At 59.3% G+C, this 26,797-nt stretch carries 24 protein-coding genes and 1 tRNA gene; 11 read left to right on the top strand and 14 right to left on the bottom strand.

Features of this window, described 5'->3' with window-relative positions:
- Positions 1-23: 23 nt before the first annotated feature.
- From htpG to E5554_RS12000, 3 genes are all read right to left on the bottom strand, one after another.
- On the bottom strand, positions 24-1,910 hold the full coding sequence (gene htpG, locus E5554_RS12010) for a molecular chaperone HtpG (protein WP_048939470.1): 1,887 nt from the start codon (positions 1,908-1,910) through the stop codon (positions 24-26).
- Between the two features lie 263 nt (positions 1,911-2,173).
- Positions 2,174-2,950 carry an SDR family NAD(P)-dependent oxidoreductase gene (locus tag E5554_RS12005; RefSeq protein WP_048939471.1) on the bottom strand — a complete coding sequence of 259 codons (777 nt, stop codon included), beginning with the start codon at positions 2,948-2,950 and terminating at the stop codon, positions 2,174-2,176.
- Between the two features lie 55 nt (positions 2,951-3,005).
- Positions 3,006-3,425, bottom strand: a complete 420-nt coding sequence (locus tag E5554_RS12000; protein ID WP_346427721.1) for a helix-turn-helix domain-containing protein — start codon at positions 3,423-3,425, stop codon at positions 3,006-3,008.
- A gap of 83 nt (positions 3,426-3,508) precedes the next feature.
- Between E5554_RS12000 and E5554_RS11995 the strand changes: the two genes are divergently transcribed.
- A complete protein-coding gene (locus tag E5554_RS11995) occupies positions 3,509-4,243 on the top strand; it encodes an SDR family oxidoreductase (RefSeq protein ID WP_048939473.1) in 735 nt (244 codons plus the stop codon).
- Between the two features lie 371 nt (positions 4,244-4,614).
- Here E5554_RS11995 and E5554_RS11990 read toward each other — a convergent pair whose 3' ends face one another.
- Entirely contained in the window at positions 4,615-5,769 is a 1,155-nt protein-coding gene (locus E5554_RS11990; RefSeq protein ID WP_168708705.1) for an acyltransferase, read from the bottom strand.
- Positions 5,770-5,843: 74 nt separating this feature from the next.
- On the opposite strand from E5554_RS11990, the gene E5554_RS11985 reads away from it, so the two are divergent.
- A complete protein-coding gene (locus E5554_RS11985; RefSeq protein ID WP_136186910.1) occupies positions 5,844-6,041 on the top strand; it encodes a hypothetical protein in 198 nt (65 codons plus the stop codon).
- A gap of 301 nt (positions 6,042-6,342) precedes the next feature.
- Here E5554_RS11985 and E5554_RS11980 read toward each other — a convergent pair whose 3' ends face one another.
- Positions 6,343-7,137: a DUF1206 domain-containing protein gene (locus E5554_RS11980; protein ID WP_168708704.1), complete on the bottom strand. Its 795-nt coding sequence runs from the start codon at positions 7,135-7,137 to the stop codon at positions 6,343-6,345.
- Positions 7,138-7,553: 416 nt separating this feature from the next.
- On the opposite strand from E5554_RS11980, the gene E5554_RS11975 reads away from it, so the two are divergent.
- The 4 genes from E5554_RS11975 (at position 7,554) to E5554_RS11960 (ending at position 11,254) form a co-directional block, all read left to right on the top strand.
- Entirely contained in the window at positions 7,554-8,108 is a 555-nt protein-coding gene (locus E5554_RS11975; protein WP_136186908.1) for a gluconate 2-dehydrogenase subunit 3 family protein, read from the top strand.
- Positions 8,109-8,173: 65 nt separating this feature from the next.
- A complete protein-coding gene (locus E5554_RS11970) occupies positions 8,174-9,850 on the top strand; it encodes a GMC family oxidoreductase (RefSeq protein WP_136186907.1) in 1,677 nt (558 codons plus the stop codon).
- A gap of 113 nt (positions 9,851-9,963) precedes the next feature.
- Positions 9,964-10,791 (top strand): ThuA domain-containing protein, encoded by an 828-nt coding sequence (locus tag E5554_RS11965; RefSeq protein WP_247594242.1) that lies wholly within the window; start codon positions 9,964-9,966, stop codon positions 10,789-10,791.
- A 184-nt stretch (positions 10,792-10,975) separates the two neighbouring features.
- Positions 10,976-11,254 carry a hypothetical protein gene (locus E5554_RS11960; RefSeq protein WP_136186906.1) on the top strand — a complete coding sequence of 93 codons (279 nt, stop codon included), beginning with the start codon at positions 10,976-10,978 and terminating at the stop codon, positions 11,252-11,254.
- A gap of 185 nt (positions 11,255-11,439) precedes the next feature.
- On the opposite strand, the gene E5554_RS11955 is transcribed toward E5554_RS11960, so the two are convergent.
- Positions 11,440-12,885: a L,D-transpeptidase family protein gene (locus tag E5554_RS11955; RefSeq protein WP_247594241.1), complete on the bottom strand. Its 1,446-nt coding sequence runs from the start codon at positions 12,883-12,885 to the stop codon at positions 11,440-11,442.
- 108 nt (positions 12,886-12,993) lie between these two features.
- Positions 12,994-14,031, bottom strand: coding sequence for a L,D-transpeptidase family protein (locus tag E5554_RS11950; RefSeq protein ID WP_136186905.1), 1,038 nt, complete (start codon positions 14,029-14,031; stop codon positions 12,994-12,996).
- 91 nt (positions 14,032-14,122) lie between these two features.
- Here E5554_RS11950 and E5554_RS11945 point away from each other — a divergent pair, with 91 nt between their 5' ends.
- The 4 genes from E5554_RS11945 (at position 14,123) to E5554_RS11930 (ending at position 19,104) form a co-directional block, all read left to right on the top strand.
- A complete protein-coding gene (locus E5554_RS11945) occupies positions 14,123-14,659 on the top strand; it encodes a DUF882 domain-containing protein (RefSeq protein WP_136186904.1) in 537 nt (178 codons plus the stop codon).
- 849 nt (positions 14,660-15,508) lie between these two features.
- Complete coding sequence (locus E5554_RS11940) at positions 15,509-16,267, top strand: hypothetical protein (RefSeq protein WP_136186903.1); 759 nt, start codon at positions 15,509-15,511, stop codon at positions 16,265-16,267.
- Between the two features lie 39 nt (positions 16,268-16,306).
- Positions 16,307-17,695 carry an NAD-dependent succinate-semialdehyde dehydrogenase gene (locus tag E5554_RS11935; protein ID WP_136186902.1) on the top strand — a complete coding sequence of 463 codons (1,389 nt, stop codon included), beginning with the start codon at positions 16,307-16,309 and terminating at the stop codon, positions 17,693-17,695.
- On the top strand, positions 17,692-19,104 hold the full coding sequence (locus E5554_RS11930; RefSeq protein ID WP_136186901.1) for a dihydrolipoyl dehydrogenase: 1,413 nt from the start codon (positions 17,692-17,694) through the stop codon (positions 19,102-19,104). The genes E5554_RS11935 and E5554_RS11930 overlap by 4 nt, the downstream gene beginning before the upstream one ends.
- 203 nt (positions 19,105-19,307) lie before the next feature.
- On the opposite strand, the gene E5554_RS11925 is transcribed toward E5554_RS11930, so the two are convergent.
- The 6 genes from E5554_RS11925 to E5554_RS11900 form a co-directional block, all read right to left on the bottom strand.
- Positions 19,308-19,604: a GNAT family N-acetyltransferase gene (locus tag E5554_RS11925; protein ID WP_136186900.1), complete on the bottom strand. Its 297-nt coding sequence runs from the start codon at positions 19,602-19,604 to the stop codon at positions 19,308-19,310.
- 200 nt (positions 19,605-19,804) lie between these two features.
- A complete protein-coding gene (locus E5554_RS23340; RefSeq protein ID WP_247594240.1) occupies positions 19,805-19,945 on the bottom strand; it encodes a hypothetical protein in 141 nt (46 codons plus the stop codon).
- A 256-nt stretch (positions 19,946-20,201) separates the two neighbouring features.
- Entirely contained in the window at positions 20,202-21,560 is a 1,359-nt protein-coding gene (locus E5554_RS11915; protein WP_136186898.1) for an integrase arm-type DNA-binding domain-containing protein, read from the bottom strand.
- A 155-nt stretch (positions 21,561-21,715) separates the two neighbouring features.
- Positions 21,716-21,791 (bottom strand) — tRNA-Ile (locus E5554_RS11910).
- Between the two features lie 26 nt (positions 21,792-21,817).
- Positions 21,818-22,858, bottom strand: coding sequence for a polysaccharide deacetylase family protein (locus E5554_RS11905; RefSeq protein WP_136186897.1), 1,041 nt, complete (start codon positions 22,856-22,858; stop codon positions 21,818-21,820).
- 73 nt (positions 22,859-22,931) lie between these two features.
- Complete coding sequence (locus tag E5554_RS11900; RefSeq protein ID WP_122129521.1) at positions 22,932-24,665, bottom strand: HAMP domain-containing sensor histidine kinase; 1,734 nt, start codon at positions 24,663-24,665, stop codon at positions 22,932-22,934.
- Between the two features lie 200 nt (positions 24,666-24,865).
- Here E5554_RS11900 and E5554_RS11895 point away from each other — a divergent pair, with 200 nt between their 5' ends.
- Positions 24,866-25,339, top strand: a complete 474-nt coding sequence (locus E5554_RS11895; RefSeq protein ID WP_004207648.1) for an Lrp/AsnC family transcriptional regulator — start codon at positions 24,866-24,868, stop codon at positions 25,337-25,339.
- A 94-nt stretch (positions 25,340-25,433) separates the two neighbouring features.
- On the opposite strand, the gene E5554_RS11890 is transcribed toward E5554_RS11895, so the two are convergent.
- The gene (locus E5554_RS11890) at positions 25,434-26,711 is read right to left on the bottom strand and encodes a hypothetical protein (RefSeq protein ID WP_099231559.1); all 1,278 of its coding nucleotides are present in this window, start codon (positions 26,709-26,711) and stop codon (positions 25,434-25,436) included.
- Positions 26,712-26,797: the final 86 nt, after the last annotated feature.

Below are 26,797 nucleotides of genomic sequence, written 5' to 3'. Positions count from 1 at the left end.
AGCCCTCAGGCTCCCCATCAACATCACCCCAAGGCCTTCGCCATCAAACGCTCCAGCCGCTCGGCAAACGCGCGCGGATCAGTCGGTGCTTCGCCTTCAGCAATTCGGGCCTCATCAAGCAGAAGGAAAGCCAGATCCCTTCGTCCTTCTTCATCGCTATTGGCCTGTCCCAGCTTCGTGATGAGCGCATGACCGGCGTTGACCTCCAGAATGGGCTTAGCTCGCTCCGGCGCACGGCCGGCCGAAGCCAACATCTTTTCCAGTTGAAGGTCCATGGCATTGTCTGCGGCGACAATGCAGACGGCGCTGCTCGTCAATCGGTCCGAAATGCGCACATCTGACACCTGATCTGCCAGAGCCTCCTTTGCAAAAGCGATAAAACTATTGGCTTCATCGCTGGGCGCGGCAGCGGTGGCGTTCCCGTCGGCCAAGGGGATAAGACTCAGGTCAGCAGCCCCCTGCGTGACGGACTTGAAGGGCTTGCCCTCATAATCGACGCCCATCGTCGTCCAGAAACTATCGACCTGATCGGGGAGGAGCAGAACCTCGATGCCGCGCGCCCTGAAACCCTCGAGCTGCGGGGACTGCGCGATCCGATCCAGATCATGGCCGGTCGCATAGTAAATCGCTGTCTGATTTTCTTTCAGGGCACTGACATAGTCCTCAAGCGAACGCCATGCGCCGTCGGAAGTCGTACTCTTGAACCGAGCCAGACCCAACAATGTTTCGCGGCGATCAAAATCTTCGTAAAGGCCTTCCTTTAAGACCGGTCCGAAATTTTCCCAGATCGCGGCATATCGCTCAGGTTCACTTACTGAAAGTTTCTCCAGGTCGGAAAGTATGCGGTTGCCCACACCCTTTTGGATGGCAGACAGAACCGGGCTGTCTTGGATCATCTCGCGCGACATGTTGAGAGGCAGATCGGCGGAATCGACCAAACCGCGAACGAAACGTAGGTATCGCGGTAATATTTCCGCTTCGTCCGTGATGAATACGCGGCGCACATAGAGCTTGATGCGGCCCTTGCGGTCCGCGTCGAATAGATCGAACGGCTTGGTTTCGGGGATGAAGGTCAGAACCGAATATTCATGACGCCCTTCAGCACGATAATGCAGCGTCAGCGCCGGCTTGTCGAACTGACCTGCGACACTTCGATAGAAGTCAGCATAATCTTCCTCGCTGATGTCGGACTTCGCCTTGGTCCACAGCGCCAGGCCATCGGCGACCTGCTTTGGCTCATCTTCGCTGCCGGCTTCCTTAAGAAAGATCGGAATGGGGACATGGCCTGATTGCGCCTTGACAACCCGCTCCACGGTGAAGCGCTCGGTGTAAACTTTGGCATCGTCGAGCAGGTGCAACGTGACGCGCGTTCCGCGTGCAGGCGCGGCGCCAGGTTCGGCCGGCGCAATCGTGTAAGTGCCCAACCCATCGGAGGACCAGATGGCTGCATCAGGCTCTCCCGCCCGGCGAGAAATAACCTCGACCTTACCCGCCACCATGAATGCAGAATAAAAGCCGACGCCAAACTGGCCGATCAGTTGCTGCCCTTCGCCATTCTTGTCCGCAGCAAGCTTGTCCATGAAGGCCTTGGTGCCCGACCGAGCAATAGTGCCCAGTGTTTCACCCATATCCGCAGCAGTCATGCCGATGCCATTATCCTCGATCACGAGAGTGCCGGCTTCCTTGTCCAGCCTAAGCGTGATGCGCAATTGAGGATCATCCCCAAGCAGTATCGGGCTGGAAATCGCCTCATAGCGCAGCTTTTCGCAAGCGTCCGCGGCATTGGATATCAGTTCGCGCAGGAAAACCTCACGGTCGGAATAGACCGAGTGGACCATCATGTGCAGGAGCTTGGAAACATCTGCCTCGAAGGCCCGTGTTTCAGGGGCGGTAACGGTGTCCATTGTCATCGTCTCTCTGGCTCGCATCCTAGAATTGCGGGCGACAGATGGATCGAACGGTTTTGTCGTTCAAGAGGCGGGGCAAGGAAAGCATGGGTCGCGCATTTGAAAATGGTAGATTCTCGTTTGGATGGGCAGCTCAAGCTCCAGCCCAGCCATTCGCCTAAGGCGCATGTCGCTTGACGCAGCGCAATGCGGTTATTCGTGCAAGCCGACCAACGGCTTGCGTAGAAGTGCCAGAGCATTGGACTGAAAAATCCTTCGCCCGAGCATCACCCATTTTGCCCGATCGACACGCCAGTGAGCGCTTGCAGCGCCGTGAGCAGGCAATCTCCATGATCGGCGCTGGCTGCGGGAACTGCCGGCTCTTCGCGTCGCATGGCATGCCAATAGCCGCCGCTGGTCTGCGCTGCCTTATCGTTGCTTGCGGCGAGCCAGCTCTGCGTCGCCTGTCCGGTCGCGATGTCGACCGGCGCGGACGCGCCGCCCATGCGTGTGCGCACCCAGCCTGGATCGACGGCGTTACTCAGCACGTCAGGCCATCGCCGTGTCATCGCCATAGCAAACGCGACGATTTGAAGCTTGCTATCGGCGTAGGCCTGTTCCGGGTGCCAGCGACGCCGGGTCCAGTCGAGATCATCCAGACCGGCATTGCCGCCCCGGTGAAGCCCGCTGCTCATGTAGACAAGGCGCTCGGGCCGTTCGATGCAGGCGGTCAGGACATAAGGCGCCAGCAGATTGACCGCGGTCATAACACTGTGGCCTTCCGCCGTCCGACCGCTGCCACTCGCGCCATATAGTGCGGCATTGTGGATCACTGCGTCCATGCGACCGATTGCATTCACCGCATCGGCCAAATCTCGTGTTTCCGACAGCAGGCTGAGATCGCCGGTCACTATTGCCAAAGCTTGCGGCATTTGCGCTGCCAGAGCCGCAGCCCGTTCGGCATTGCGGGCGTGGAGAACGACATCATGTCCGCCGGCAAGCAACGACTGCGCAGCGGCCAGCCCAAGGCCGGTCGAACTGCCAGTGATGAAAATTCTCGCCATATCGACTCCTTGCTCGGCGCATGGCCAGCGCCCAGAGGGCCAAAACGCATCGGGTCTATCTACGCTGCCAACCTTCGCGTTCGGCGAAGATCCTCTGCATTTCCACCATATTCTCGGTGCCCCAGCTGCATAAAGGCTCGAGCGCCTGAGCGAGGCTTTGGCCGAGGGGCGTCAGCGTATAGTCCACGCGCGGCGGCACTTCCTTGTAATCGGTGCGCAGCAGGATCCCATCTGCCTCCAGTTCCTTCAACTGCTGGATCAGCACCTTGTCGCTCACGTCGCGGATCGCGCGTTTGAGCGCGCCGTAGCGATTGGGGCCCTGGAGCAGGAAATAGAGGATCAATGGCTTCCATTTGCCGGCAATGACTTTGAGCGTTGCGTCGAGGCCGCAAGTGAAATTGGGAGCGACGGTTCCGGCCGAACAGCCCCCTCCGAGCATTGGAGAGACAGCCAGGGATTTGGGCTCTTCAGACATTTTCGATACTTACCAAAAGGTGCATACTTGCCGATAGGTATATGCGCCTCCAGCTACGTGCAACCTTAGATTTGGAGGCATCCATGAATAGACTGCAAGGCAAGACCGCCATCATAACAGGTGGCGGTACGGGCATTGGTCTGGCTTCGGCCAGGCGTTTCATTGCGGAGGGCGCGTTCGTCTACATTTTCGGGCGTCGACAGGAAAAACTCGATGCTGCCCTAAGCGAACTAGGTGCAAATGCCCGCGCAGTGGCGGGTTCGGTTGCCGATCCTGCCGATCTCGATCGCTTGTTCGAGACGGTGAAGGCAGAACGCGGATCGTTAGACATTCTCTTTGCCAATGCAGGAACCGGCGCGCTGGTGCCGCTGACGGACATTACTGCCGACCATTATGCCGAAACCTTCGACGTCAACGTGAAGGGCACGATCTTCACAGTGCAAAAGGGACTGAAGCTCATGGACACAGGCGGCTCGATCATTCTGACCGGGTCAACCACGGGTGTGATGGGGACACCGGCCTTCAGTATTTACAGCGCCTCCAAGGCTGCCGTGCGCAATCTTGCGCGCAGTTGGGCGCAGGATCTGCGGGGCACGGGAATCCGCGTCAATGTGCTATCGCCTGGGCCAACGCTGACCGAGCTGGCGGCCGAGGTCGTCGGCAGGGAGGCAATGATCGAAATGGGGGCAACCACCCCGATCGGTCATGTTGGTGATCCATCCGAAGTGGCGGCGGCCGCCGCCTTCCTGGCCTCATCTGACAGCAGCTTCATGACCGGAAGCGAGCTATTCACTGATGGCGGGCTGGCGCAAATCTAGGCTGCATACCGTTCGTCTCGCGCCGGCTTGCTTCAGGGCAAGCTGGCGCCATGTCGCTGATAATTGGATGATGCTCAGACTGCTCGTCTACCTGCATTATGAACGATGGCATGCGCTGTGCGGCATGTAGCACCTTCTCCAAAATCTTACCGGCACGAAATCTCATATCAGTTATTCAAAAAACCCTCCCACCAATATGTAACAAAATAAATAATGGCAATTAAAGCTATTCACGTCGCACAAATGTAAATAGCAATTATGATTGCAAGTTTGTAACAAATTTACGATCTTACTAAGCTTAATTATTTTAATTTGATTACCTGGTTCATCATAAGTAAGAGATGTATTTACATATCAATATAAATTATCGGTCAGATAATTTTGCTGACACCTGGCAAACTTTTTATAGCTGCTGATAACGCGAACGAGGCAACGCACGCTGCGCAGCCGATGACAATGAATTTCAGCACTGGCGCCGCTGCCCACGGCATGGCCAGAACGCTTAGCGCAACCAGGACGGGCGGATGCAGGATGAATGCGCCAAAAGCCGTCGATCCGAGCCTCGACACAATTTGCGTGGAATTCCTCCCCCATCGCTGCGCAACAGCCAGCAAACCCAGGATCACCCCGAACGCGACCGCTGGATCCCAAATTGCGTAATAGAATGCATTGATGTTCCATCCTCCCTCAAATCCCCCCAACCGCCCACGTATCATTAGCATGAGCGGCAACGTGGAGATTGCGAGAATCGAAACAATCAGCCAGCCCGCAGCATCGCGCAATGTGATACGCTCAAGAAGCCCGCTCCGTGCCGCTGCGCAACCTGCAATGTAAAAGAAAGCGTAGCAGCTGAAATAGCCAAGCTGAAGCCATAGGAATTCCCTACCGACCGGCATGACCAGTCGTACGATGAACGAGAGCAGGCCAAGGCCCAAGGCGATCAACGCCAAAGCGGGCATCGCAGGCAGAGCATCCACTGACACGGCAGACCATCCCGCGCGGCGACGGCAAGTCTGCCAAATCGCATAGCACATAGCGAATATGAGCAGGGCAATAGCAAACCAGAGCGGCCCTGGTCCGAATTTTCCGGCTATGATCAAATCCCACCACAACTTGATGAGTGGACGCCCCTGCCCGGCCTGGGCAATAGCGACCGTGAATGGATAGAGGATGAAAAAGAACGTAAGCAACGGCAACCCCAAGCGTAGCAGACGATCCATCAAGAATTTCGCCGTCCCTTTGCGCACGTAGGATTTTGGCGTGTAATAACCTGCGAGCAGAAAGAAAACGCCCATGAAGTAGGACTGATTGATTGCATTGAACATGACAAGCAGGCTGCTTGAAGCGTTGGGTTGCTCCCTCCAAAACCAGCCACCAGATCCTCCGTAACCAATCGCGGCATGGTGAAATATGACCAGCAATGTCATAAGCACGCGAACGACATCAATGCCGCGGTTTCTCGATACGTGCGTCATTTCGGACTTCATGTGCATGCAAACCATGTTGGGCGTATTCTTGTAGGCCATGATCCCCATCGTTCGTGATCATTGAACAAAGACGGGCATATGTGTATGATGCACATAATACAGAGGAAATTAGAATGGAAAAGCGGATTGTTCATTGCCTCTGGGCGATCAGCGCACTGCTGTTCGTTCTCGGGATCGCACTTGCTGCATTTGCGCGTCCGGCGGCAGATTCGATCATTATAATCGCTGGCCGAGGAAGTGCTGGACTGGCTGCGGCAGGCCTTATGTTGTTCGCCGCGCTCAAGCTCGCCGAAAGCAGAAAGGCGCGGTGATAGGCCGCCTGCTATGGCGCTGATTTTCAGCATAAATATGAGACGATATCATCGCACCGACGACCCGCACATAACCTCGCTTAATGCGTCCTACTGCGAAGGACGCCTGCCTCATGGATAGCATATTGCACTCTATGCCTGCCCCCCAAGTTCATGACGTCTGATGAGGACAGCATTTCCATCCGAGCAACTCAAGACGCCACTATAGCGCGAAGGCTCAAGATCTTCGGACCCATCTAAAGCAGCACCAGGCGGATATTTGTAAGCTGATCCCCAAACTCATTTTGCATCTTGCGCGGCGTCACCGCAGAAATTGGGGCGTTACTACCTTCATTCTTCGATATCGCGCCTCGATCAGACTGAACAACCCAAACAGCCCCAGCCCGCAAGCGACCACGCTTAAAATAAGCGTCCCTTCATCCTGCGCCCGTAGCTGCCGCAGCGCCTCCCCAAGCCCCCCGGCGCGATCGGGGTCATGGTTCAACGCCGCAGATATAATGAACCAGCCGATGAGGGAGAACACCAGCGCACGGGCTGCATATCCAATACGTCCTATCCACCGAACATAGTCGGGAGCCGGCACGTCGCCGCTGAGATCGTCAAACCGCGCCTTATACGCCTTGAGCGCTTGGGCAATCGCGACGATGAGCAGGAGGACGCCGACCAGAATAAGCATGAACACACCTCCCGGTTGCTCCAGAAGCCATGCCGACCAACCTTGCGCGCTTTCATCTCCAGGACTTCCATGCTCTCTGCTCGCTTGCGCAAGAGCGATTTTGCCTGCGGCGGTCGCCAGCATGATATGAGACACACCACTTAAGCCATAGCCAAGTCTTTCAAACTGTCCTTTCACGGTTCGACTGCGGCGCTCAGGGTCGATGACTGCCTCTGTAAGCCGCCAGACCGCATATCCAGCAAATCCAACCGCACAAAACGACAATAGGACATGACCAAGCGGTGCGTCAGCCAAAGTGCCTAAAGCACCCTGATTGTCGGTTGTTTCGCCACCGTGCAATGCGACGTCGAGCGCAAGCCATCCAATGATGATGTACACAAGACCGCGTGCAGCGAAACCGAGGCGCGCGAACAACGTCATACGGTCACTATATCTCATGCAGCCCTCCAAAGAACCGCCAACCTTCCGACGCCTGCACCTGTTCCCTCGAAACAGTCATCTCGCATCAACCTAGAGCTTCGGCGGCTGAGCACAGGCCCGCATCGATCACATACCGCTTACCCTGAAAATCTTCCGGCGAGCCGCGACAACATTGATAGCGCTAACCACATCATATGTCATCGCGGCTGACCCCATTGACTACTATGTCCTTTCGTGCATATTTTGCGAGACTAAAAATATAAATGGGCGAGGAAAATGACCAAGAGACACTCTTGTGCGTCTATGAATTGCGCTAAAATGTTAGCGCTACCGCTTTTCACCTCTGCGGCTTCAGTATCGATATCTCATCTTGAGATATCCCGCCCGGCCGGCGACCTTCATGATGGTGGGCGTTAATGGACCGCAGAGCGGCGCTCGCGTCCATCGTCGGCGTGCTGGGCGCGAACATCTTCGCCCCGCTTGCACGGGCCATCGCCTACCAGCCGAACCCGGTCATCAATACTGGCGCACCCGAGATCATATTCACGCCCGCACAAAGAGCGCTGGTCACGGCGCTGAGCGAACGCATCCTGCCGACATCCGATACGCCCGGCGCAATCGCCGCAGGCGTGCCCGAATATATCGAACATATGCTGGGCGACTGGGCGATCACCGATGAGCGGGCCACGATCTTTGACGGTTTGGCCGCGACCGATGCCCGCAGCATGGCCGATTATAAAAAGCCGGCCGTAAAAGCCTCGGCCGCGCAGCAGGACGCATTGCTGACCCTTGCGATGAACGGCGAACTGTCAGGTGGCGCTCCCTTTTTCGAGGCGTTCCGCCAGCTTGTCATCACCGGCTATTACACGTCCGAAATCGGCATCACGCAGGAACGCGAATATCTGCCCATCCCCGGCGAATATGACGGGGCCTATCCCTATGCGAAGGTCAAGCGGATCTTCTCCTCATAGGGCGGGCAATCGCCTTCGATCCTCGATCCATTCATTTCCGACACGCTCATCGGAAGGGCAAAATCATGGCAGCAACAGATCGTTTCGACGCTATCGTCATTGGTTCGGGCGTCAGCGGTGGCTGGGCCGCAAAGGAACTTACGGAAAAGGGGCTGCGCGTCCTTATGGTCGATCGCGGTCGCATGGTCGAACATGGGGAAGATTATCCCTTCGACGGTAAGTCGGCCTATGACATTCCCGCGCGTGGCAGGATGCCGGCCGCGCTTGCAAAGAGCGATTATTTCGCGCTCAACGGCTGGGTCTCGCCCGCCACCCAGCCCTTCTTCATCAACGACCGGCTCAACCCCTACGACTATGACGCGCCCAACAAGTTCAACTGGGTTCGTCCGTCAGTGGTCGGCGGCAAGTCGCTGACCTGGGGGCGCTGGAGCTTCCGCTGGAGCCAAGCCGATTTCGAGGCCAACAAGAAGGAGGGCGTGGGGACCGACTGGCCCATCCGCTATGACGATGTCGCGCCCTGGTACAGCTATGTCGAAAATTATATCGGCGTTTCGGGTGCTCGGGAAAATCTGCCTTATCTTCCCGACAGTGAATTCATGCCGCCCTTTCCGATGAACGTCGCCGAAAAATGGCTGAAGGAACGGCTGGAAAGCGAATTTCCCGGACGCAAGCTGATCAACGCCCGCCTCAGCAACATCACAGAAGATAAGCCCGAGCAGAATCGCACCCGCTGTCAGAAGCGGGCACAATGCGACCGCGGCTGCAGTTTCGGCGCCTATTTCTCGACGCAGGCCGTTACCCTGCCCGCCGCCCGCGCTACGGGTCGGCTGACGCTGCGTGCGGACAACTGGGTCACGAACCTGGAATATGACCCGACCCGAAAGCGCGTCACCGGCGTTCGGATGGTCGACGCCAATACTGGCCAGGTGGAGGTCGTTCAGGCCCGCATGGTCTTTCTGTGCGCATCAGCGATGAGTTCGCTCCACATCCTGCTCAACTCCCGTCCAGCAGGCAGCGAACGCAGCTATTTCCATTCCAACGGTGCGCTCGGCAGCGCGGTGATGGATCATATCTTCCGTGTCGGCGTGTCGGGCGACATTCCGGGCATGAGCGAATTTGTCGAATATGGCCGGCGGCCCGGCGGCGTCTATGTGCCGCGCTTCCGCAATCTGGAAGCGGAGGATTTGCCCTTCAAGCGCGGCTACGGCTTCCAGGGTGGCGCCGGCCGTCAGGCGTCCGCGCCTGAAGGCTTTGGCCTGTCCATGAAGCACGGGATGCGCGAATATGGGCCGTGGCGCTTTACCATGGGCGCCTTTGGGGAATGCCTGCCCTACGAGGACAATCGCGTCATGCTGAACCACAGCAAGACCGATCGCTTCGGCACGCCGCTATTGCGCTTCGACGTCCGTTTCCGAGACAATGAAATCAGGATGATGGACGATGCGCTGGAACAGGGCATGCTGATGCTGCGCAAGGCGGGGCTTACGAACGTGACCGGCGGTCGCGGCAAGCATGTGCCCGGTGAGGCGATCCATGAAATGGGCGGCGCCCGAATGGGGCATGATCCCGCCACGTCGGTCCTGAACAAATGGAATCAGGCGCATGACGCCGCCAATTTGTTCATCACCGATGGGGCGCAAATGGCCTCTGTGTCCTGCGTCAATCCATCGCTGACTTTCATGGCGATGACCGCCCGAGCCGCCGATCACGCGGTCAAGCAGATGCAGGCTGGGGTGATCTGACCCGGCACGCTGGGGCCAATTCGTTTTACCTGCCGCATTTTGCTCCTTCCACCGTGGGCAAAGGGGCCAGTCCAGCCATCGATGACGCTTCCGGGCGTGCGACAAGCAACGTCATGGGCCAGCGCGCCAAAGGAGAGATGATGTACAGAATATTCGCGACCATCGCGCTGTTGACCATGGCACAGGCAGCGCCCAACCCTCATCTGCCTGCCCCCACTTATGACACTGCCGCCCCGACCCTTCCGAAAAACCTGAAACAGGCGGTGCTCATCCTGTCCAAGACCAATGGCTGGCGGCATATCGAGCATATACCTCATTCAAACATGGTCCTGGCTGATATTGCCGCCAATCTGGGACATGCCAGCTACACCACCGAAAATGCGGCAATCTTCAACGACGAACAACTGCGGCATTTTTCCGTCATCATTCTCAACAGCGCGAGCGGGGATTTCCTGACCGAAGCGCAGCGATCAGCCTTTGCGAGGTTCGTCGCGCGCGGCGGAGGCGTGGTGGCGCTGCACGCGGCCGGAGACAACAGCCACAAGGCGCCCTGGTATACCGGGACGATCATCGGCACCAAATTCATCGGACATCCCGGAGGCACGGATCAGTTTCAATCCGCGCAAGTCATCGTCGACCAACCACGGCATCCCGTCATGGCTGGCGTGACCATGCCTTGGGCGCCCGTCGATGAATGGTACTCCTTCGATGCGAACCCGAAAATGCAGGGCATGACGATACTCGCCCGGATCGACGAGGCGAGCTACCATCCTGGCGCCAAGCTGATGATGGGATCGCATCCGGTGATTTGGACCAATCCTGCCACAAAGGGGCGTGTCGTCTACTCGGCGCTCGGACATTTGCCGGAAAGCTACGACGATCCAAATTATCGCCGCATCCTTACGAACGCGATCCACTGGGCTGGAAAATTCGGTCGGTAAAAAGAGAAATTTGATTAGCGCTGAGACCACTAGCGTCATGTGGGCTTAAGTCCACTCCATACCGAGTGAGTGTGTCTGCCAATACGGGTCGCAAATTTTCATGTTTCCAATTAAGAATATTTCTCAATCGGAACAGATTCTGTCCGGCCTCGTTCCCAATGCTACCAACATTTAGGAGGACGGGATGGTTGACAACAGGTATAATGATCATGTGGTGATCGAAAAGAAGGGGCCGGGACGCACCATCGCAATTCTTGTGATAGCCGCCCTAGTGATCGCGGGCATCCTGTTCGCGACCGGCTTCTGGTCTGCGGACGTAAAGGGAGGGGATATGCCGGAAGTCAGCGTCAAGGGCGGCGAACTCCCGAAGGTTGATGTAGATTCCAAGGAAGTCGTGGTCGGCACCAAGAAGGAGCAAATCGAAGTTCCGACCGTCGGCGTCAGGGATAATGGCGAAAAATAGTGCCAGATCCATGCTACGAATTTCAGAACGATATCTTTTGCGATATTCATAGTGAAACGTAGATAATATTTTCTAAAATATGTCCCCACTTTACATAGTGGGGACTTTTTGATCTTGAATTCTGACGGCTTGCACAGGCTCTTCCGCACTCGTAGCGAGGTCCCCGCCAGCTCATCACGCGCTCATCAGGGCCCGACATCATCGCCGCCGGCCCGAAGGCGGGAACCCTTACGCTGGCCAAAGCCAAGCGCCTTTGCCACTCGCTCATTCCAACCATAAGGGTCTGCCCGGATCACCGGCGCCCCTTTATTGTCGAACAATATTGTTGAATAAAGCAGGCGAACCGGGATTTCCCGCGGCAGTTCGACAAAGCCTTCCTCGCCCGTCGCACGCACCTTGTTCCATTGATCCAGAATGCCTTCGTCCCGGGCGATCTTCTCGGCAAAACCCACCGCATCCTCGACCCGGATGCAGCCATGGCTGCGCTGGCGCTGAACCTCGGCGAACAACTGCTTGGCCGGCGTATCGTGAAGATAAATTTCATGGTCGTTCTTCATGTCGAACTTGACCAGCCCCAGCGAGTTTTTCGGACCTGGCTGCTGCACGATCCAGCCATCCTTCCAGACCATGTTGTTGCGCTTCATGTAGCCAGCGCCCTTGCCTGCGATCTCCTTGTTCTGGATCGACCGAGGAACCGTCCAGGTCGGATTGGCGACCAGCCGATAGATGGGCGATCCCAGCTGGGGCGTTTTGGTGTCAGGTTCGCCCACCACCGCCTTGCGCGTATCGGCAATCTTCCCGTCGCGCCAATAAGTGAGGCGTGCGGCGGCGAGGTTGACGTCGATCCGCGTTCCGGGCGGCGCCCGGTCGAGCCACCGCATCCTCTCCATGGCAACGGCGATTTCCCGCGCCCGATCGGGATCCGACAGGTTGAGGATTTCAAGGGCCTTTTCGCCGATCACGCCGTCGGGCTTGATGCCATAATCGACCTGCATATGCTTGACGGCGCGCACTAGCGGCTCGGCGTAGTGAATGCCGGCATTGCCAGCCCGGTCCAGATAGCCCGACGCCACCAGCTGCCGTTCGATCGCGGGCATGCGACTGTCGGATGTTCCGGGATCGATCGGCTTTCCTGCGTCGGGGATGGGTTTTGCGGCACCGCTTCGCTCCTTCCCAAGCGCCAGATAGGCCCTGGAAAGATTGCGATAGTCTTCCTCCTGCGGCGCAAGGCCCTCGAGCCAGCCGCGCAGCTTGCCCGATGCCAGCGCGTCTTTCAGCCCGCGTTGAAGATCCGGCCTGAAGGCGCCGAGCGTGTAGACCTCATAGAGCTTTTTTGGATCGCTCGCGCCGCCAGCCAATGCCCTGGCATAGCGCAAGGCACTTTGGGTAAGCGCGTCCTGACCGGCGCTTGTTGCTGGCTCTCCTTCAACGCCGAAGGATAGATGGTCGAGGCCATGCGCGGCGCGACTGTCAATGGCCTGCTTGAGATCATGGATTGCGTCCTCGTTCCACTGCGCTTGCCGCTGCGCCGACGCCGTGTCGGCCCGGTTTCCGCTGCCCGACTGGCTGCTGCAGGCCGCCAGGGTCAGGGCGATGGCGACCATCGGAAGGGCGACAAGGGATTTAGGCACGCATTTCTCCTCACAATCTCTTTCCTACAACGCGTGACCTCGGTCGCGGCTCCGGCGCAGGCGCGCTGTCATGCTACTGATCGAGCGCCAAGAACTAGGCGACGCCGGTCACGCAACAAATTCAGAAGGAGTATCGGCGCGCAGCATCTGGGCGAGACGGGCAGCGTCCCAATTGCTCAGGCGAATGCAGCCATGACTTTGCGAACGGCCGATGAGGGTTGGTTCGGGAGTTCCGTGAATGCCGTAATGCGGTTTGTTGAGATCGATCCAAACGACCCCCACAGGGTTATTCGGCCCCTCACTGAGCTGCGCCTTCTGGTCACTACTGTCTGCGTCCCAGAAGAGATCGGGGTTGTAATGATAGGTGGGCATGAAGGCGATGGTCCGGATCATCCATTTCCCCAGTGGCAGAGGATCGTGATCGCTGCCTGTCGTCGCCGGGAACTGCGCAATTAGCCGGTCCTGTGCGTCGTAGACTCTGAGCACGCTCTGCGATTTACTGACGACGATTTTGGCTGCGCGCGGCTGGCTCGCGCTAATATTGAGATCCGCCAGAACATCCCGCAATCTTGCCGGCAGGCCCGGCTCATAGGTTCGATCAGATGGTAGGAGTCCGGGCAACAGCAATTCCATCCCGGCTCTGGGGGCTTTGAGACCCGGATTGAGCCGAATGAGGATGTCGCTGCTTGTATGGAAACGCTCAGAGAGCTTCTCCACCAGGTTGCGATAGCCAAGAAATGGGAGCGTCGCCTGATCGACGATCCTTGAGGGGATGTCTGGCGTAAAAGAGGCCTCCAGTGCTTCCGCTTTCAGGACCATGCGAATGAGCGTTGGCGCCCTCTCTCCCGCCAATGCCTTGCGGCTTGCGGCATCAAGCACGCCGCTTTGCTCCAGCCCGCGCGCTTCCTGAAATCCTTTGAGGGCCATCACGAAAAAGCGGCCTTTTCTTCCATCGATGATGCCCGGCGCAAAGCCCGCTCGATCAAGCTGGACCTGGGCCTGAAAAATGACCGGATCGATGCCTGCCGGGAAATGGGCTGGAGCGTCCGTTTGGTCTCTGGCAAGCGCGGATGCCTGCGCTGAAGCTGCAAAAATGAGACCAATTGAGGCCAAAATCCGAAATTGCCATGGAACCGATCTTTTCATGTCGTCAGAAACACCTTATATGACAGGGACATAGGCAACGCTTGCGAGCGGCCTTTATCTCCCTGAAACATGTTCGGGACCAACGACATTTATGATATTCGATCGACGGTCGGTGCTGTTCGGCGCCGCAGCCTGCGGTATGGCGCAGCTATTTCCTGAAGCTTCATGGGCATCCATTCCGGAACGACGGCTCGCCTTTCGCAACCTGCATAATTCGGAGCATATCGATATCTGCTATTTTTCCGGCGGACGCTTCCGCAGGGATGGCATCGCCGAGCTTAATCACTTCATGCGTGACTGGCGGACGGGCGAGACGATCAGGATGGATACGAGCCTCCTCGACACGCTCGTCCACCTCCAGGCAGCGACCGGCGCAGACAAACGCGCCCATTTTACACTGATATCGGGTTACCGTTCGCCAAAGACAAATGGCAGGCTGCACCGCAGCTCGTCCGGCGTCGCATCCAAGAGCCAGCATATGCTTGGCAAAGCCGTCGACATAAGGCTCAAGAATGTGCGCCTCGCCAATCTCCACAAAGCAACTCTCTCGCTGCGCGCAGGTGGTGTAGGCTATTATCCCGAAAGCAATTTCGTTCACGTCGATACCGGCCGGGTCCGTCATTGGTAGAAAGAGTCTCCCAACGACAATTTTGCCCCATTCATCATCATTATGGAGTTACTCTCGAAAACAGAGGCTCAAACACCCGTTCGACCATCCCAGCTACCCCCCTCTGTGACGCCCGGCGAGTACAGCGGCGTCCGTCATTTGCCGACGCATTTGCCCGGGAGACGCTACGACATTCGCGTACACTCGACGGTAGCCCCATCCCGCTCGGAATATTTTGCGCAACCAATCTGGAACAGGGTTCGTTTCCTCCGCCACCCAAAGATTGGAGACTTGAACGTTGAACCGCCCTGACACCGAGCCGCCTACGCGCGCCCAATCTGTCTTAGAGTTTGATGCTGCATTGGCGCTTGGCATTCTTTGCGGTGTTCTGTTTGCGGCGATCGTTGGGTTGATGCGATAAATTCGGACTAGAAGTGAAGCTAGGATGGTTGTGTCATCTCTTCGACATTACGGTGTGACCTACCCAGTCTGATAGGCGGGCAGCTTCTTTTGGCCCCCTTAAGTCTTGTTGGCGAAGCAGTGGGTTGGAGCGCGCGGAGCCGCATGCATGCATGTCCCATCGGCGATGATCACATGTCCATATTCGATTGCCTGCGTCTGCCTCCCAACCTTTAGGATGCATGGGCAGGATGCACGGACTATCACTTTCCTCTCCCCGGCGCCGTCGACAGGTGAGCTGGGCACTTAACTTTCGACCAACTGAACAAGGTTGCCCGTTAGACGCCTAACCCGTTCTAAAGTCGCTTGGTCTGCTCCAATCGACGTCCACTGGAACCAACATAATTGCCGCGTTTTATGACGGCATTGCGAGACAGACGCTCGCCTTTTCTCCCGTGGATCCCATTATAGATGCAGCAGCTTCACGAGAATTTCTGGAACATCCGTGGCTCTTTCAAGATCGCCAAGATATTCGACATCGGCACGCAAACATCGCTCGTGCGCAAGCGCGACGGAAGCTTCATTCTGATCGACAGCTACGGCGTTGCAGGATCCGATCGAGAGAAAGTTCTGGGCCTGACCGATAACGGCGCGGCGATTGACACGATCATCAACGTCCACCCATTTCACACGCTTCATTGCGCTGCAGCCCATGATCTCGCGCCGCATGCCCGGCTGTTCGGCACGCGCCGGCATCATGAGAAGGCGCCTGAACTACCTTGGGAACAGGCTGTGATTGAAGATGCTGAAACGCAGGCTCAGTTCAATGATCTCGAATTCTCCATCCCAGCCGGCCTCGATCTGGTGACAAACGACGAACGCGTCCATGCTGCCTCTGTCCTCGTACGACATCGCCAAAGCGGCATCGTTCATGTCGATGACACGCTGATGGTCCTGGCAGCACCGGGTGCGCTCGGCCGCATATTCCCCCAGTCACGGCTGCATTTTCATCCAATGCTGGGAAAGGCATTGCAACACCGCCCTGGCGCTGCCGACGCGTTCATCGCGTGGGCACAAGAGTTGGCAGAGAGGTGGTACGGAGCTCCCTATGTATGCGCTGCCCATTCGGCCGTGCGCCATCTGCCGACCGATGGTTGGCGAACTGAGGTCACTGCAGCTCTCGCAGGCATCTGGTCGACGCTCCAACAACATCGCACGCGCTACGGCTGAACGCCGCGCGACCCTCACTTCATTGCAAGGACATGCCCCATGAGCGCCAACACCGCCCGTACCATAAATCCACTGACAGAAGAGTTGATCGCCACTTACGACTATATGTCCGATGATGAGATGGCTCGTGCCATCTCCGCTTGTCACAATTCATTCCTTGAATGGCGTTTGCGCAGCCTGGAAGATCGCGCCGCGATTATTGCTGCGATCGGACAGGCCCTGCGCGACGCAAAGGAAGAGTTTTCGGCTCTGATGACGCAGGAAGTGGGTAAGCTGATCGGCGACAGCCGAAGCGAGGTCGATCTGGTCGCAGCCATTTGCGACTATACGGCGGCAAATGGTCCGAACGTTCTGGCCGACCAGGAGCGTTCGGCAGACGGAGCCACTGCCTATGTCACCCATGCGCCGATCGGCGTCGTCTACGGTATTCAGCCTTGGAATTTCCCGGCCTATCAGGCGGTGCGTTACTCGATTGCGAGCCTGATGGCGGGCAATGGCGTGCTCCTCAAACATGCGGAGAGTTGCACCGGCAGCGGATTGTTCCTGCGTGATCTGTATGAGCGCGCTGGGCTTCCCAAAGGCCTTTTTACGGTCCTGATCATTTCCCACGACCAGTCCGACAAGGTGATCGAGAATGATCTGGTTCGCGCCGTCACCCTGACCGGAAGCGATCGCGCCGGCAAGTCAGTTGCAGCCAAAGCTGGCGCGCTCGTCAAAAAGACCGTGCTGGAACTTGGATCCAACGACGCTTACCTTGTCCTCGACGATGCCGACATTGATCTCGCTGTGGAAACCTGCGTGGCGGGCCGCATCTACAATAATGGTCAGACCTGCGTTAACGCCAAGCGGTTCATCGTCACTGAACAAAATCACGATGCTTTTGTCGACGCATATGTCGAAAAGTTCCGAGCCATCCAAATGGGGGATCCCAGGGAAGAGGCGACAAAGCTCGGGCCACTGGTTAGCAAGGCACAGCGCGACAAGCTGCATCAACAGGTGGCAGACAGCGTGGAAAAGGGCGCCCGCCTTCTGGTCGGCGGAGAAGTGCCTGAGCGTATTGGCTGGTTCTATCCTGCTACAGTTCTCGTCGATGTTGCGCCGGGGCAGCCCGCCTATGATGATGAACTATTCGGGCCAGTGGCCTCGATTATCCGCGCCAAGGATGATGAGGATGCGATGCGAATTGCAAATGACAGCCGCTACGGGCTTGGTGGCGGTATCTTCAGCCGCGACGTAGATCGCGCGCGCGAACTGGCCGCAAAACATTTCGATACCGGAATGATATTCATCAACAGTTTCGACGTTGCCTCGCCGGATCTGCCGTTCGGCGGCGTCAAGATGTCGGGCTATGGTCGCGAGCATGGGCCCGAGGGGCTCAAGGAGTTTGTCAACGTCAAGTCGATCAAGATTGCTGGACGCGGCGCATGACGACCACGCTTTGCTGCGACGTGGCAGTGATCGGCGGTGGCACAGCGGGTCTTGCAGCGGAGCGTGCCGCCCGCAAGAATGGAGCCTCGACGCTGCTCATCGACCCTGAATTTGGCGGGACGACCTGCGCACAGGTTGGTTGCATGCCCTCCAAATTGATTATCGCCGCAAGCCGGGAAGCCGAGCGCATCAGGCGTGCGAAGCTTTTTGGCATTGTGGTAGAAGGCATCAAGATTGATGGGCCTGCTGTACTGCGGCGCGTACGTGCGGAACGTGACAGGTTTGCTCGCCTGACGCGCGAGTCTATCCAAGACCTATCTGAGCGAGTTGCCGTCCGCGCTCGCGCCAGTTTTATTGGAGCTGGCCGCCTCCAGCTCGATGACGGACGCGTGGTTGAAGCACGCACAATCGTCATTGCGACTGGCTCTGCACCCATATTGCCGACGCAATTCTCGGTGTTAGGTGATGCCGCGCTTACGAGCGACACCATATTCGAACTAGATGATCTGCCAGAACGCCTCGCAGTTATCGGTTCAGGCGCCATCGGACTTGAGCTGGCCCAGGCATTTGCACAGCTTGGTGTTGAGGTCACGCTGTTCGACAGGGGCGAGCGCATGGCAAAAATACGTTGCGCAAAGGTCCATGCGCAATTGCGTGCAATTCTTGACGACAAGATGACGGTGCGCCTTGGCGTCGATGTGACCCCACACCGGGATGAGGATGGGGCAAAGCTGAGCTGGACTGGCTCGAGTGAAGGTGAGGCCTTCTTCGACAAGGTGCTGGTAGCTGTGGGACGAAAGCCTCAGCTTGATGGCCTCCAACTCGAAAGCGTGCAGCTCGAACTGGATGACAATGGGGTTCCCAGGCATGATCGAGCAACGATGCGCTGCGGGGAAAGCGCAGTTTTCCTTGCAGGCGATGCAGCGGGGGACTTGCCGCTACTTCACGAAGCCTCGCACGACGGCGCCATCGCCGGGCGCAACGCCGCGGCGTTTCCCGCGCCAATCCCGGTAGATCGCAATCCCCCCTTCGCTATCACATTCACCGAGCCGGTGCTTGCGAGGATAGGCAAGGCTGAGGAAGACGGCGCGGTCACGGGAACTGCGGATTTCTCTGACCAGGGGCGTGCCCGCGTTGATGGACAAAATCGTGGCGTTCTTACGCTGTACGCCGCGGCGCCAGATGGCAGGCTTATAGGCGCCGACCTGATCGCGCCTGCAGGAGAGCATCTCGCGCATATGCTGGCCTGGGCTGTTCAGGGTGGCCTCACCGCCACACAGTTGCTGAACATGCCTTTCTATCACCCCACGGTGGAAGAGGGATTGAAACAGGCGCTGCGCACAATCTGCGCCGCAACGCCTATAGCTCTTCCGCCCGATCAGGATGCGGGAATGCCGGCAGGAGCCTGACGGCGCAGCAGGAAATCGCCTGCCGCTGGAGCAGAGGGACGCAAATTGTCTCGACACCGGTGACCAGTGGCCGTGACCATCGGTGTACCAAGTTTCCTTCAACAGCTTTTTGCAGCGGCATCCCGACCGACTGACGGGCTAGCGCGGGAATCTGGCTCGTGCGAGCCGGTGGCGCCGTTGCGGTCGGGCGTGCGTTCGCTCCCTCAACCCGGGGCGTCAACCGCCAGCAAATCCTGCTCTTCAGGATGACGCTCTAAATAAGCAGCGACGAATGCGCACAAGGGTACGACCTTGAGTCCTTTCGACCGGGCATCCTGTAGAGCACCGCCAATAAGCTTGGAGCCAATACCCTGCCCTTCTAGCGCGGCCGGCACCTGCGTGTGAGTGAATAGCAAAGCCCCATCACGTCGCTCATAGTCTGCAATCGCGACCTGACTATCGACATTCAATTCATAACGGCTTTCGCCTTCATTATGTTCAACCTTGTCAATTTCGCCCATGAACACGCCCTCTCGCCGAAAAATCGGACCGGCCCGCGGGTCTTACGCACCGGCCAGCTTATCGAACAGCTGGGGCCTAGCGCGGTTCCCGCATCGTCTCCCGGCCATGCTCTTCGGCTCTTTTGCAGCGCCGCTGTAATTTTTCGGAACGCTGCGAAAATGCGAATGTTGACATGTGCATGGATCGATCTTTGACAGCGTCACTCTTCAAATCCTGCTTTGCCGCAATGGCAATCTTCATCGCTGCAGCGCCATTGACCGCTCATGCCTCCCAGAATGAGCGGATGTCCTTCCGGTGCGATCGTGGCCGCAGCTTCCAGGCTGAACTCGGCAAGGACCATGTGGTGGTCACGATTGGGGCACGCAGGCTCATCCTGCAGTCGCAGCCCTCCTCACTGGGTCGGCGTTATGAAGCGCCAGGCTCCGTGCTCATCATCGATGGTGACCTTTCCGCACTCGTCATGGACGACGATCTGGGCTTTCAAAATTGTCGAGTTTCATCTCCGGCACTAGGCTAGAATGTGAAAATTCGCGCACAATGGGGCAGAGTAAGCAAATCGCGACAAGCCTTCTGTCAAAAGCGTCTGATCAGATCGGTTAACGCCGGAATTGCAACACGTTCGAAGCAGATCGTTCCGGGCCAGCTATGCTGGTGTCGAGCCCGATAATAGCGTTGGGGTGCTGCAGGCCGTCCATGATCAGGTCCGCCCAGCTTTGCAGCATTTCCCGGCGGGGTTTGAAATAGCGGGCCCTATTATACGCCCACTCCGATGCCGATGTGCCTTTGGGGACATGGGCAAGGACAAGATCAATGATCATTCGATCCCCGTCACGCTCCAGTTCTGCGGCTCTCTCGTTCATCACAGTCGAGAATGCAGAACGCCAACCATGCGGGACCATGCGTCCCTTATAAACGCCACCCCATAGTCGCTTATACAGGGTGCTGATCGCAGCATCACTCATCGGCTCCCGCCATGTCCTGCTGCTTGGGAAGAGAAGGGCGAACTGACCGGTTAGCGCACGAATAGCGTGAAGCGTTGCGACTGCCTGCCGGGAGAGCGGGACGTCATGGCCAAAAATCGGATTAGCCTTATCCTCCACAGCCAGTTTCATCCGGGCTGCAGGAATACGCCACAGTGCCGCGGGACAAGGGCGATCCGGGTCGCTCCAGTCGATACCCTCAATCTCTTCCCAACGAGCGGTTCGCAAGACCCCGACTCGAACGGCGCTGAGCGCCAGTAGACGCGACGCAAGCCGGGTCTGCGCGCTGCCGGTAGACAGGTCGACACGCCGCTGGAACTCTATCAGTTGAGGCACTCGCGTAAGGGCCGGCTGCTTTATACCGGGCGGAGAAGGCCGCAGCGCATCGCGGATGATTTCGACGCTCACGACAAGCTCGGTAGAGACGAGACCTTCCGCCCGGGCGCGCTTGAGCACGCCAAGCACATAACCGCGAACGCGCTTGGCGGTTTCAATCGCGCCGCGCTGTTCGATCCGCCTGAGGGCAAGCAGCACAAGCTCACTGCTCAACTGGCTGACCGGCAAATGTCCAAAAACAGGAAAAATGTCCTTCTCGAGCCTCGACCGGACCCTGAAGGCATTGGCCGCCGACCATAGGGGCCGCTTGTCATCGAGCCATTCCTCCGTCTTAGCCTGAAATGTGGCATCGGCAGCAGCAAGCGCCATCAGCCGGCGGCGCTCAAGTTCGACTGCCGGATCCAGACCATCACGTAGCATCGCACGCGCCTGCGATTGTCGGTCACGCGCCTCGGCGAGGCCGACTTCGGGAAACAGGCCGAAGGTGAGCAGCTTTTCCTTTTCACCGAATCGGTATTTGAATCGCCAGGATTTCGCACCAGCCTTCGTAACGTAAAGGAATAGGCCCTTTTCATCGACTAGCTTGTAGTTTTTCCCGGTCGCGGCCGCATTGCGGGCCATGGCAAAAGTCAGAGTCATCGATACCCCCAAATGTGGTTTCGATACCCCCACCGATACCCCCAGATTCGCGAGATGCCCTGAAACGTCTTGCTACATTCTGGATGAAGATCGGATCGTAAACCTCTGATTAAAGGAGATTTACGATATCATATGATCATCATGAAATCGAGAGTTGGTGGGCCCGGCAGGACTCGAACCCGCAACCTAGCCGTTATGAGCGGCCAGCTCTAACCATTGAGCTACAGGCCCCACCTTGAACGCGGCGATAAGGAGCATCAGGCGGCTTGGCAAGCCTTCGCACGCGCGGGAATGGCATCCAGCAACTGATCCAGGCTGATCGCCGCCACGCCGCGCCGCGCCAGATGGCTCAGCACCCTATCCCACCAGCCGTAAAAGGCGGTGCGATCGGCCTCGTCACGGACATAGGGCGTGTGGCCCGGCTCCAGTGTGGGCGAATGGAAACTGAAATTGAGGACGCGCACGCCTTCCTCGATCAGCGCATCGATCGCCGCCGTCGCTTCGGCTGCGGTGATGCCTTCGGGCGTCAGCGGCACGCGCGAGAGCATCCGCGCCCGCGAAAGTGCGCCGGCCAGCCGCCCCATCGCCTGCGTCGCGCGATAAAGCCCCTCGCCGCCGCCCCGCAACAGGCCGGTGATCGCCGTCGACAGCGGTAATTCGACCAGGCTGCGGGTCGGCCCCGCCCAATAGGGATTTTGCGGCAGGCCATGGAAATCGGGGCCATGCTGATGGCTGTAATCGAACCGACTGCGCACCGATGTATCGAGGCGAAAGCCCGCCGCCTCCAGCAGCCGCGCACTGTTGGGGCCGACGCCATAGCGCCCCGCCCGATAGGCGATCGGCCGCTGACCGAAGCGATCCTCGATCCGCCGGCACAGCGCCTCCAGCTTGGCTGCCTCCACCGCCTCGGGCAGCGAACCAACATAGGAATTGGCGGCGTTCACATCCTCCACATGGGGCGGATTGACCCAGGGGTGGAGATGCGCGCCGACATCGGCCTCGCCCGCTGCCACCCACGCCCCCATCATCCCGGCGGCCGCATCGCTGTCCACCACCGGATAGTCGGTCACATAGACGGGCTTCACCCCGGCCGCCGCAAAATAGGCCTGACCGCGCGCCATGCCGGCCAGCGCCGTCACGCCATGGCCTTCCCGGCGGAAGGGGGCGTTCCAGTCGAACTCCTCCTCGGTATCGACGAACAGCATGAAACGGGTGCCGAACGCGGCCGGAAGCGCAATCATGTCCTCGGGCAGCGGCGCCCGAAGCAGATTGCCGTCATGATGATGAGCTGATTGCATCGCCCTTCCCTATCCCGCAATGGTTGCGATAGGGTTTCGTTCCGGTCAAGCCCGCGCCCGACCAGCCCGAAAATCAGCCATTGCCAACGACATCCTCTTCCATCCCGTCGACCGGGATGCGCAGCAGGAAACGGTCCGGGCCGACATCCAGGCTGCCGCCGCAGCCGGCCGCCAGGCTGCGGATCAGACGCAGCGAGAAGCCCAGCCCCAGCAACGGCCCATCCGCCCAGTCGCCCTCCGGCGTATAGCCCGGATCGAGCAGATGCGCCTCGTCCATGCCGCTCAGCGTCGAGGGCCGATCGATCGCCAGCACGACCTTGCCCGACGCGCCATCGGGCTGAAACCAGCAGGCCCCGGTCACCGCCTCGCCCTCGGGCGCGACCGAAATCAGCGTGCGCAGCAGATGTTGCACCATGCGCTCGCCCTGCACCGGATCGATGCTGATCTGCGGCAGATCCTGCGACACGGCGATGTCGATCGGCGTCACCGCCCGGCCATCCTGGTCGCGGAAACGAGCCGCGACCTGCATCACCAGCAACGCCGGATCGATCGTCTGCGGCGCACCGATGCCGTCGCCGCGCGATACTTTGGCCGCCAGATCCAGATCGTCGAACGCTGCCAGCAGATGGCGCGCATCGACCGCGATATTGCCGGCCATCTCGCGATATTCGACGCCGGCCGGGCCGAACAATTCCTGTTCGATAATCTCGGCAAAGCCCAGGATCGCGTTCAGCGGCGTGCGCAGTTCATGCACCAGCTGGCGCAGCGAATCCGCCGACAGGCCGGCGATCGTCACCGGTCCGGACGGCGTCGTCGCCACTTCGTGCAGATAGGGGCGCCGTGCCTGGCCGCGATAGCCCTGGAATCGACCGGACCGCGGATCGAAGAAGGGGGTTGCCGACAGGCGCCATTCGCCTGCCATCATTCCGCCGATGATGGTGAAGCGGCCATTCTGGAAGCCGCTGCGGCGCTGGAAGGCGCCGGCGACATGGCCATCGGGACCGCTCGCCCCTTCCAGCGCGATTTCGCCGAGCGACAGGCCGACCAGCGCGGCACGCGGTCCCTGGTCCACCCAGACCAGCACGCCGGTCGAATCCGTCTCGAACGCAAAGAAATGCGGCTGTTCGGCGCGCAGCGCGGGCTGCGTCACCGGCGCGACGATGATGTCCTGCGGCGGTGCCTCTTCGGGCGGACGCCGGGTGCTGGTGAAGCGCGCAATGCGGTCGACCAGGTTGCGGATCTGGTCGGGGCCGGGTTCGGCCACCGGCTGCGGCGCAACTTCCGGCTCGACCACGGGCTCGGCCGCGAGCGCCATGTCCGCGGTCAGCAGCATGTCGGCTTCGCGGACGCTCGTGCCGCTGGTCAGCACCAGGTCGGTCGGGCCGAACGCTTCGAGCCCCTGCCGCGTTTCGGGGCCGATGTCGCGACGGCCGCGCAGCACACCGCGCGCCGTGGGGCTGAGGTGCGGCAGCAGTGCGGCCCACAGCGGATCGGACAGGCGCGCGCGTGCCATGGCCGCGCCGGCGATCGCCGGACGGTCACCGGCAAAGAAGCGGATCAGGCTGGCCGACCGCAGCCGGCCGCCCAGTTCGACAACGGTCGCGATTCGCTGCATTTCAGACAGTTGCGGCCGCAACTGCGCCAATCGACCGAGCAGAGCCTCGCGATCGGGTGCGTCCATGGGGGGACGATCATAACGATCATGCTGCGCCAACAGGTCGACGCATTGCCGCCACAGCGTCACCGCGCCCACGCCGCTGCGATCGTCGGCAGCCAGCACGGTTTGCATGATGTCGTTGAAGCGCAACCAAAGTCCCCATATTCAAGCGGTAACAGGCGGCATGCCCGCATCGCTGTTCGTTACATCCTAACCGATAAGCAGTCCTTACCCAAAGCGAAAGCGTGATTTCGACGCACAATATGAGCGTCGCATAGTGGGACAATTGCATTGCGCTGAAATATTATTATGATGCGCCCGCAGTAACAGGTAAGGAAATAATCAATCTGATGGCGGGGCCCAATATCGACGACATCGACCTGCAGATCCTGGGCGAATTGCAGGACAATGGCAGGATGACCAATGTGGATCTGGCGCGGAAGGTCGGGCTGACGGCACCGCCGTGCCTGCGCCGTGTCCGTGCGCTGGAGGAAGCCGGCGCCATCACCGCCTATCACGCCGTGGTCGATCCGGCGATGCTGGGCTACACCATCACCGTGTTCGCGATGGTCAGCCTCAAGAGCCAGGCCGAGGCCGATCTCAAGGCGTTCCAGGACCATGTCGACGCCCTGCCCGAAGTGCGCGAATGCCATATGCTGAACGGCGAGATCGACTTCATCCTGAAGGTGGTCGCGCGCGACCTGCAGAGCTTCCAGCAATTCCTGACGTCGAAGCTGACACCGGCACCCAATGTGGTGAGCGTCAAGACGTCGCTGACGATCCGCACGTCGAAGAATCTGCCGGGCGTCCCGCTGCCGGTCTGACCCGGCCAGCTCGCGACAGCCGGCACACAAGCGCAACGAAAAGGGCCGGCCCCACGGGGGGACCGGCCCTTTTTCCTGTCATGTCGCGCCGCGATCAGCTGGCGGTCTGCGCCGTGCCCTGCTGCGCCGATTTGCGATGCTGCAGATCGACCCACACCGACCAGAAGCCGGCGACATTGCTCCAGTTGCCGCTGGTCACCTGGGCCAGCGTAGTCTTGCCACCGGCCAGATCGCCCGAACGGGCCAGCGCGATGCCCAGGCGCGCATTGGCATGGCCCTGATCGACCCCGCCCTTGCTCAGCGCCAGCCGATACTGCTCCACCGCCTGCGGATATTGACCGAGCGAGAAATAGCCGTCGGCCGCATTCAGCGCCGCCTTGCCATCGCTCGCCGCCGCCGCCTTCTTCGCCAGCGCGGGCATGGCGGCGATATCCTTGGTCGCCTTGGGCGTCACCGCCTTCAGCAGCTGCGCCGTGGTCGCCTGGCTGGTGGTCAGCTTGCCGGCCGAACGGCCCGCCTCGATGATCGCCTTGGCTTCGGCAAAATTGCCGGTCTTCTCGGCCAGCTGGGCATAGGTCTGGTAATCGCGCTCGCTCGCCATCGCGCCATTGGCGGCCTGCAGGCGATAGAGGTCCAGCTGGACCTGCGGGTCGCTTTCCTGGCCGGCCAGATAGTTGGTCAGCGCCGAACGCCATTCGGGGGTCGACGGATAGACTTCCAGCCGCTCGCGATAGAGGCTGCTCACCTCATCCCAGTCATTGGCCTGATAGGCCATGGAGATGGCGCGGTCATACCAGGCGGCCGGGATCGGCTGACCCGATGCCTTCTGCTGCGCCAGCGCCTCCTGCACATAGGTGCGGGCTTCCTTGGACTTGTTCTTGCGCATCGCGATGTCGGCGCGCAGCATGGTGGCGTCGATGCCCGAATAGCCCAGCGTCTTGGCATAATCGAGCTGCGCCACCGCATCGGTATAGTTCGCGACCATGTAGGACAGATAGCCGGCGATGAAGCGCAGGCGCGGCGCGTCCGCCTTGGGCACCGAACTGGTCTTGAACATGTCGGTCAGCGCGATCCGCTGAGCCTGGATGTCCCGGCGCAGCACCGCCACCTCGAAACGCAGGCCCGCCGCGGCATAGGCCTCCATGTCGGTGGTCGGATTGAGCGCGGCGATGCGCAGATTGGCGGTCGATGCGTCACGCGCCTTGATCGCGGTTTCTGCGGCCTGCACATCGGCGCGGAAGGCGTCCGACATCTCGATCGGCGGACCTGCCACCACGATCTTCTTCTTGGCCGCAGCCGGCGTCGCCAGCATGGCGCCGGCCAGCACGACCGGCAGTCCGATAGTCAGAAAAACAGGATTCCGCTTGGCCATGACAGGCCTCCCCCACTGCAATATCCCGGCCCCCGGCCGGTCATTCAAAAAAATATAGGCGCACAGACCGCCGAACCAGCGACGAT

Source organism: Sphingobium sp. PAMC28499 (assembly GCF_004795815.1).
Lineage (GTDB): Bacteria > Pseudomonadota > Alphaproteobacteria > Sphingomonadales > Sphingomonadaceae > Sphingobium > Sphingobium yanoikuyae.
The sequence above is the reverse complement of the archived record's forward strand: the minus strand, read 5'-3'. Positions and strand labels throughout refer to the sequence as shown.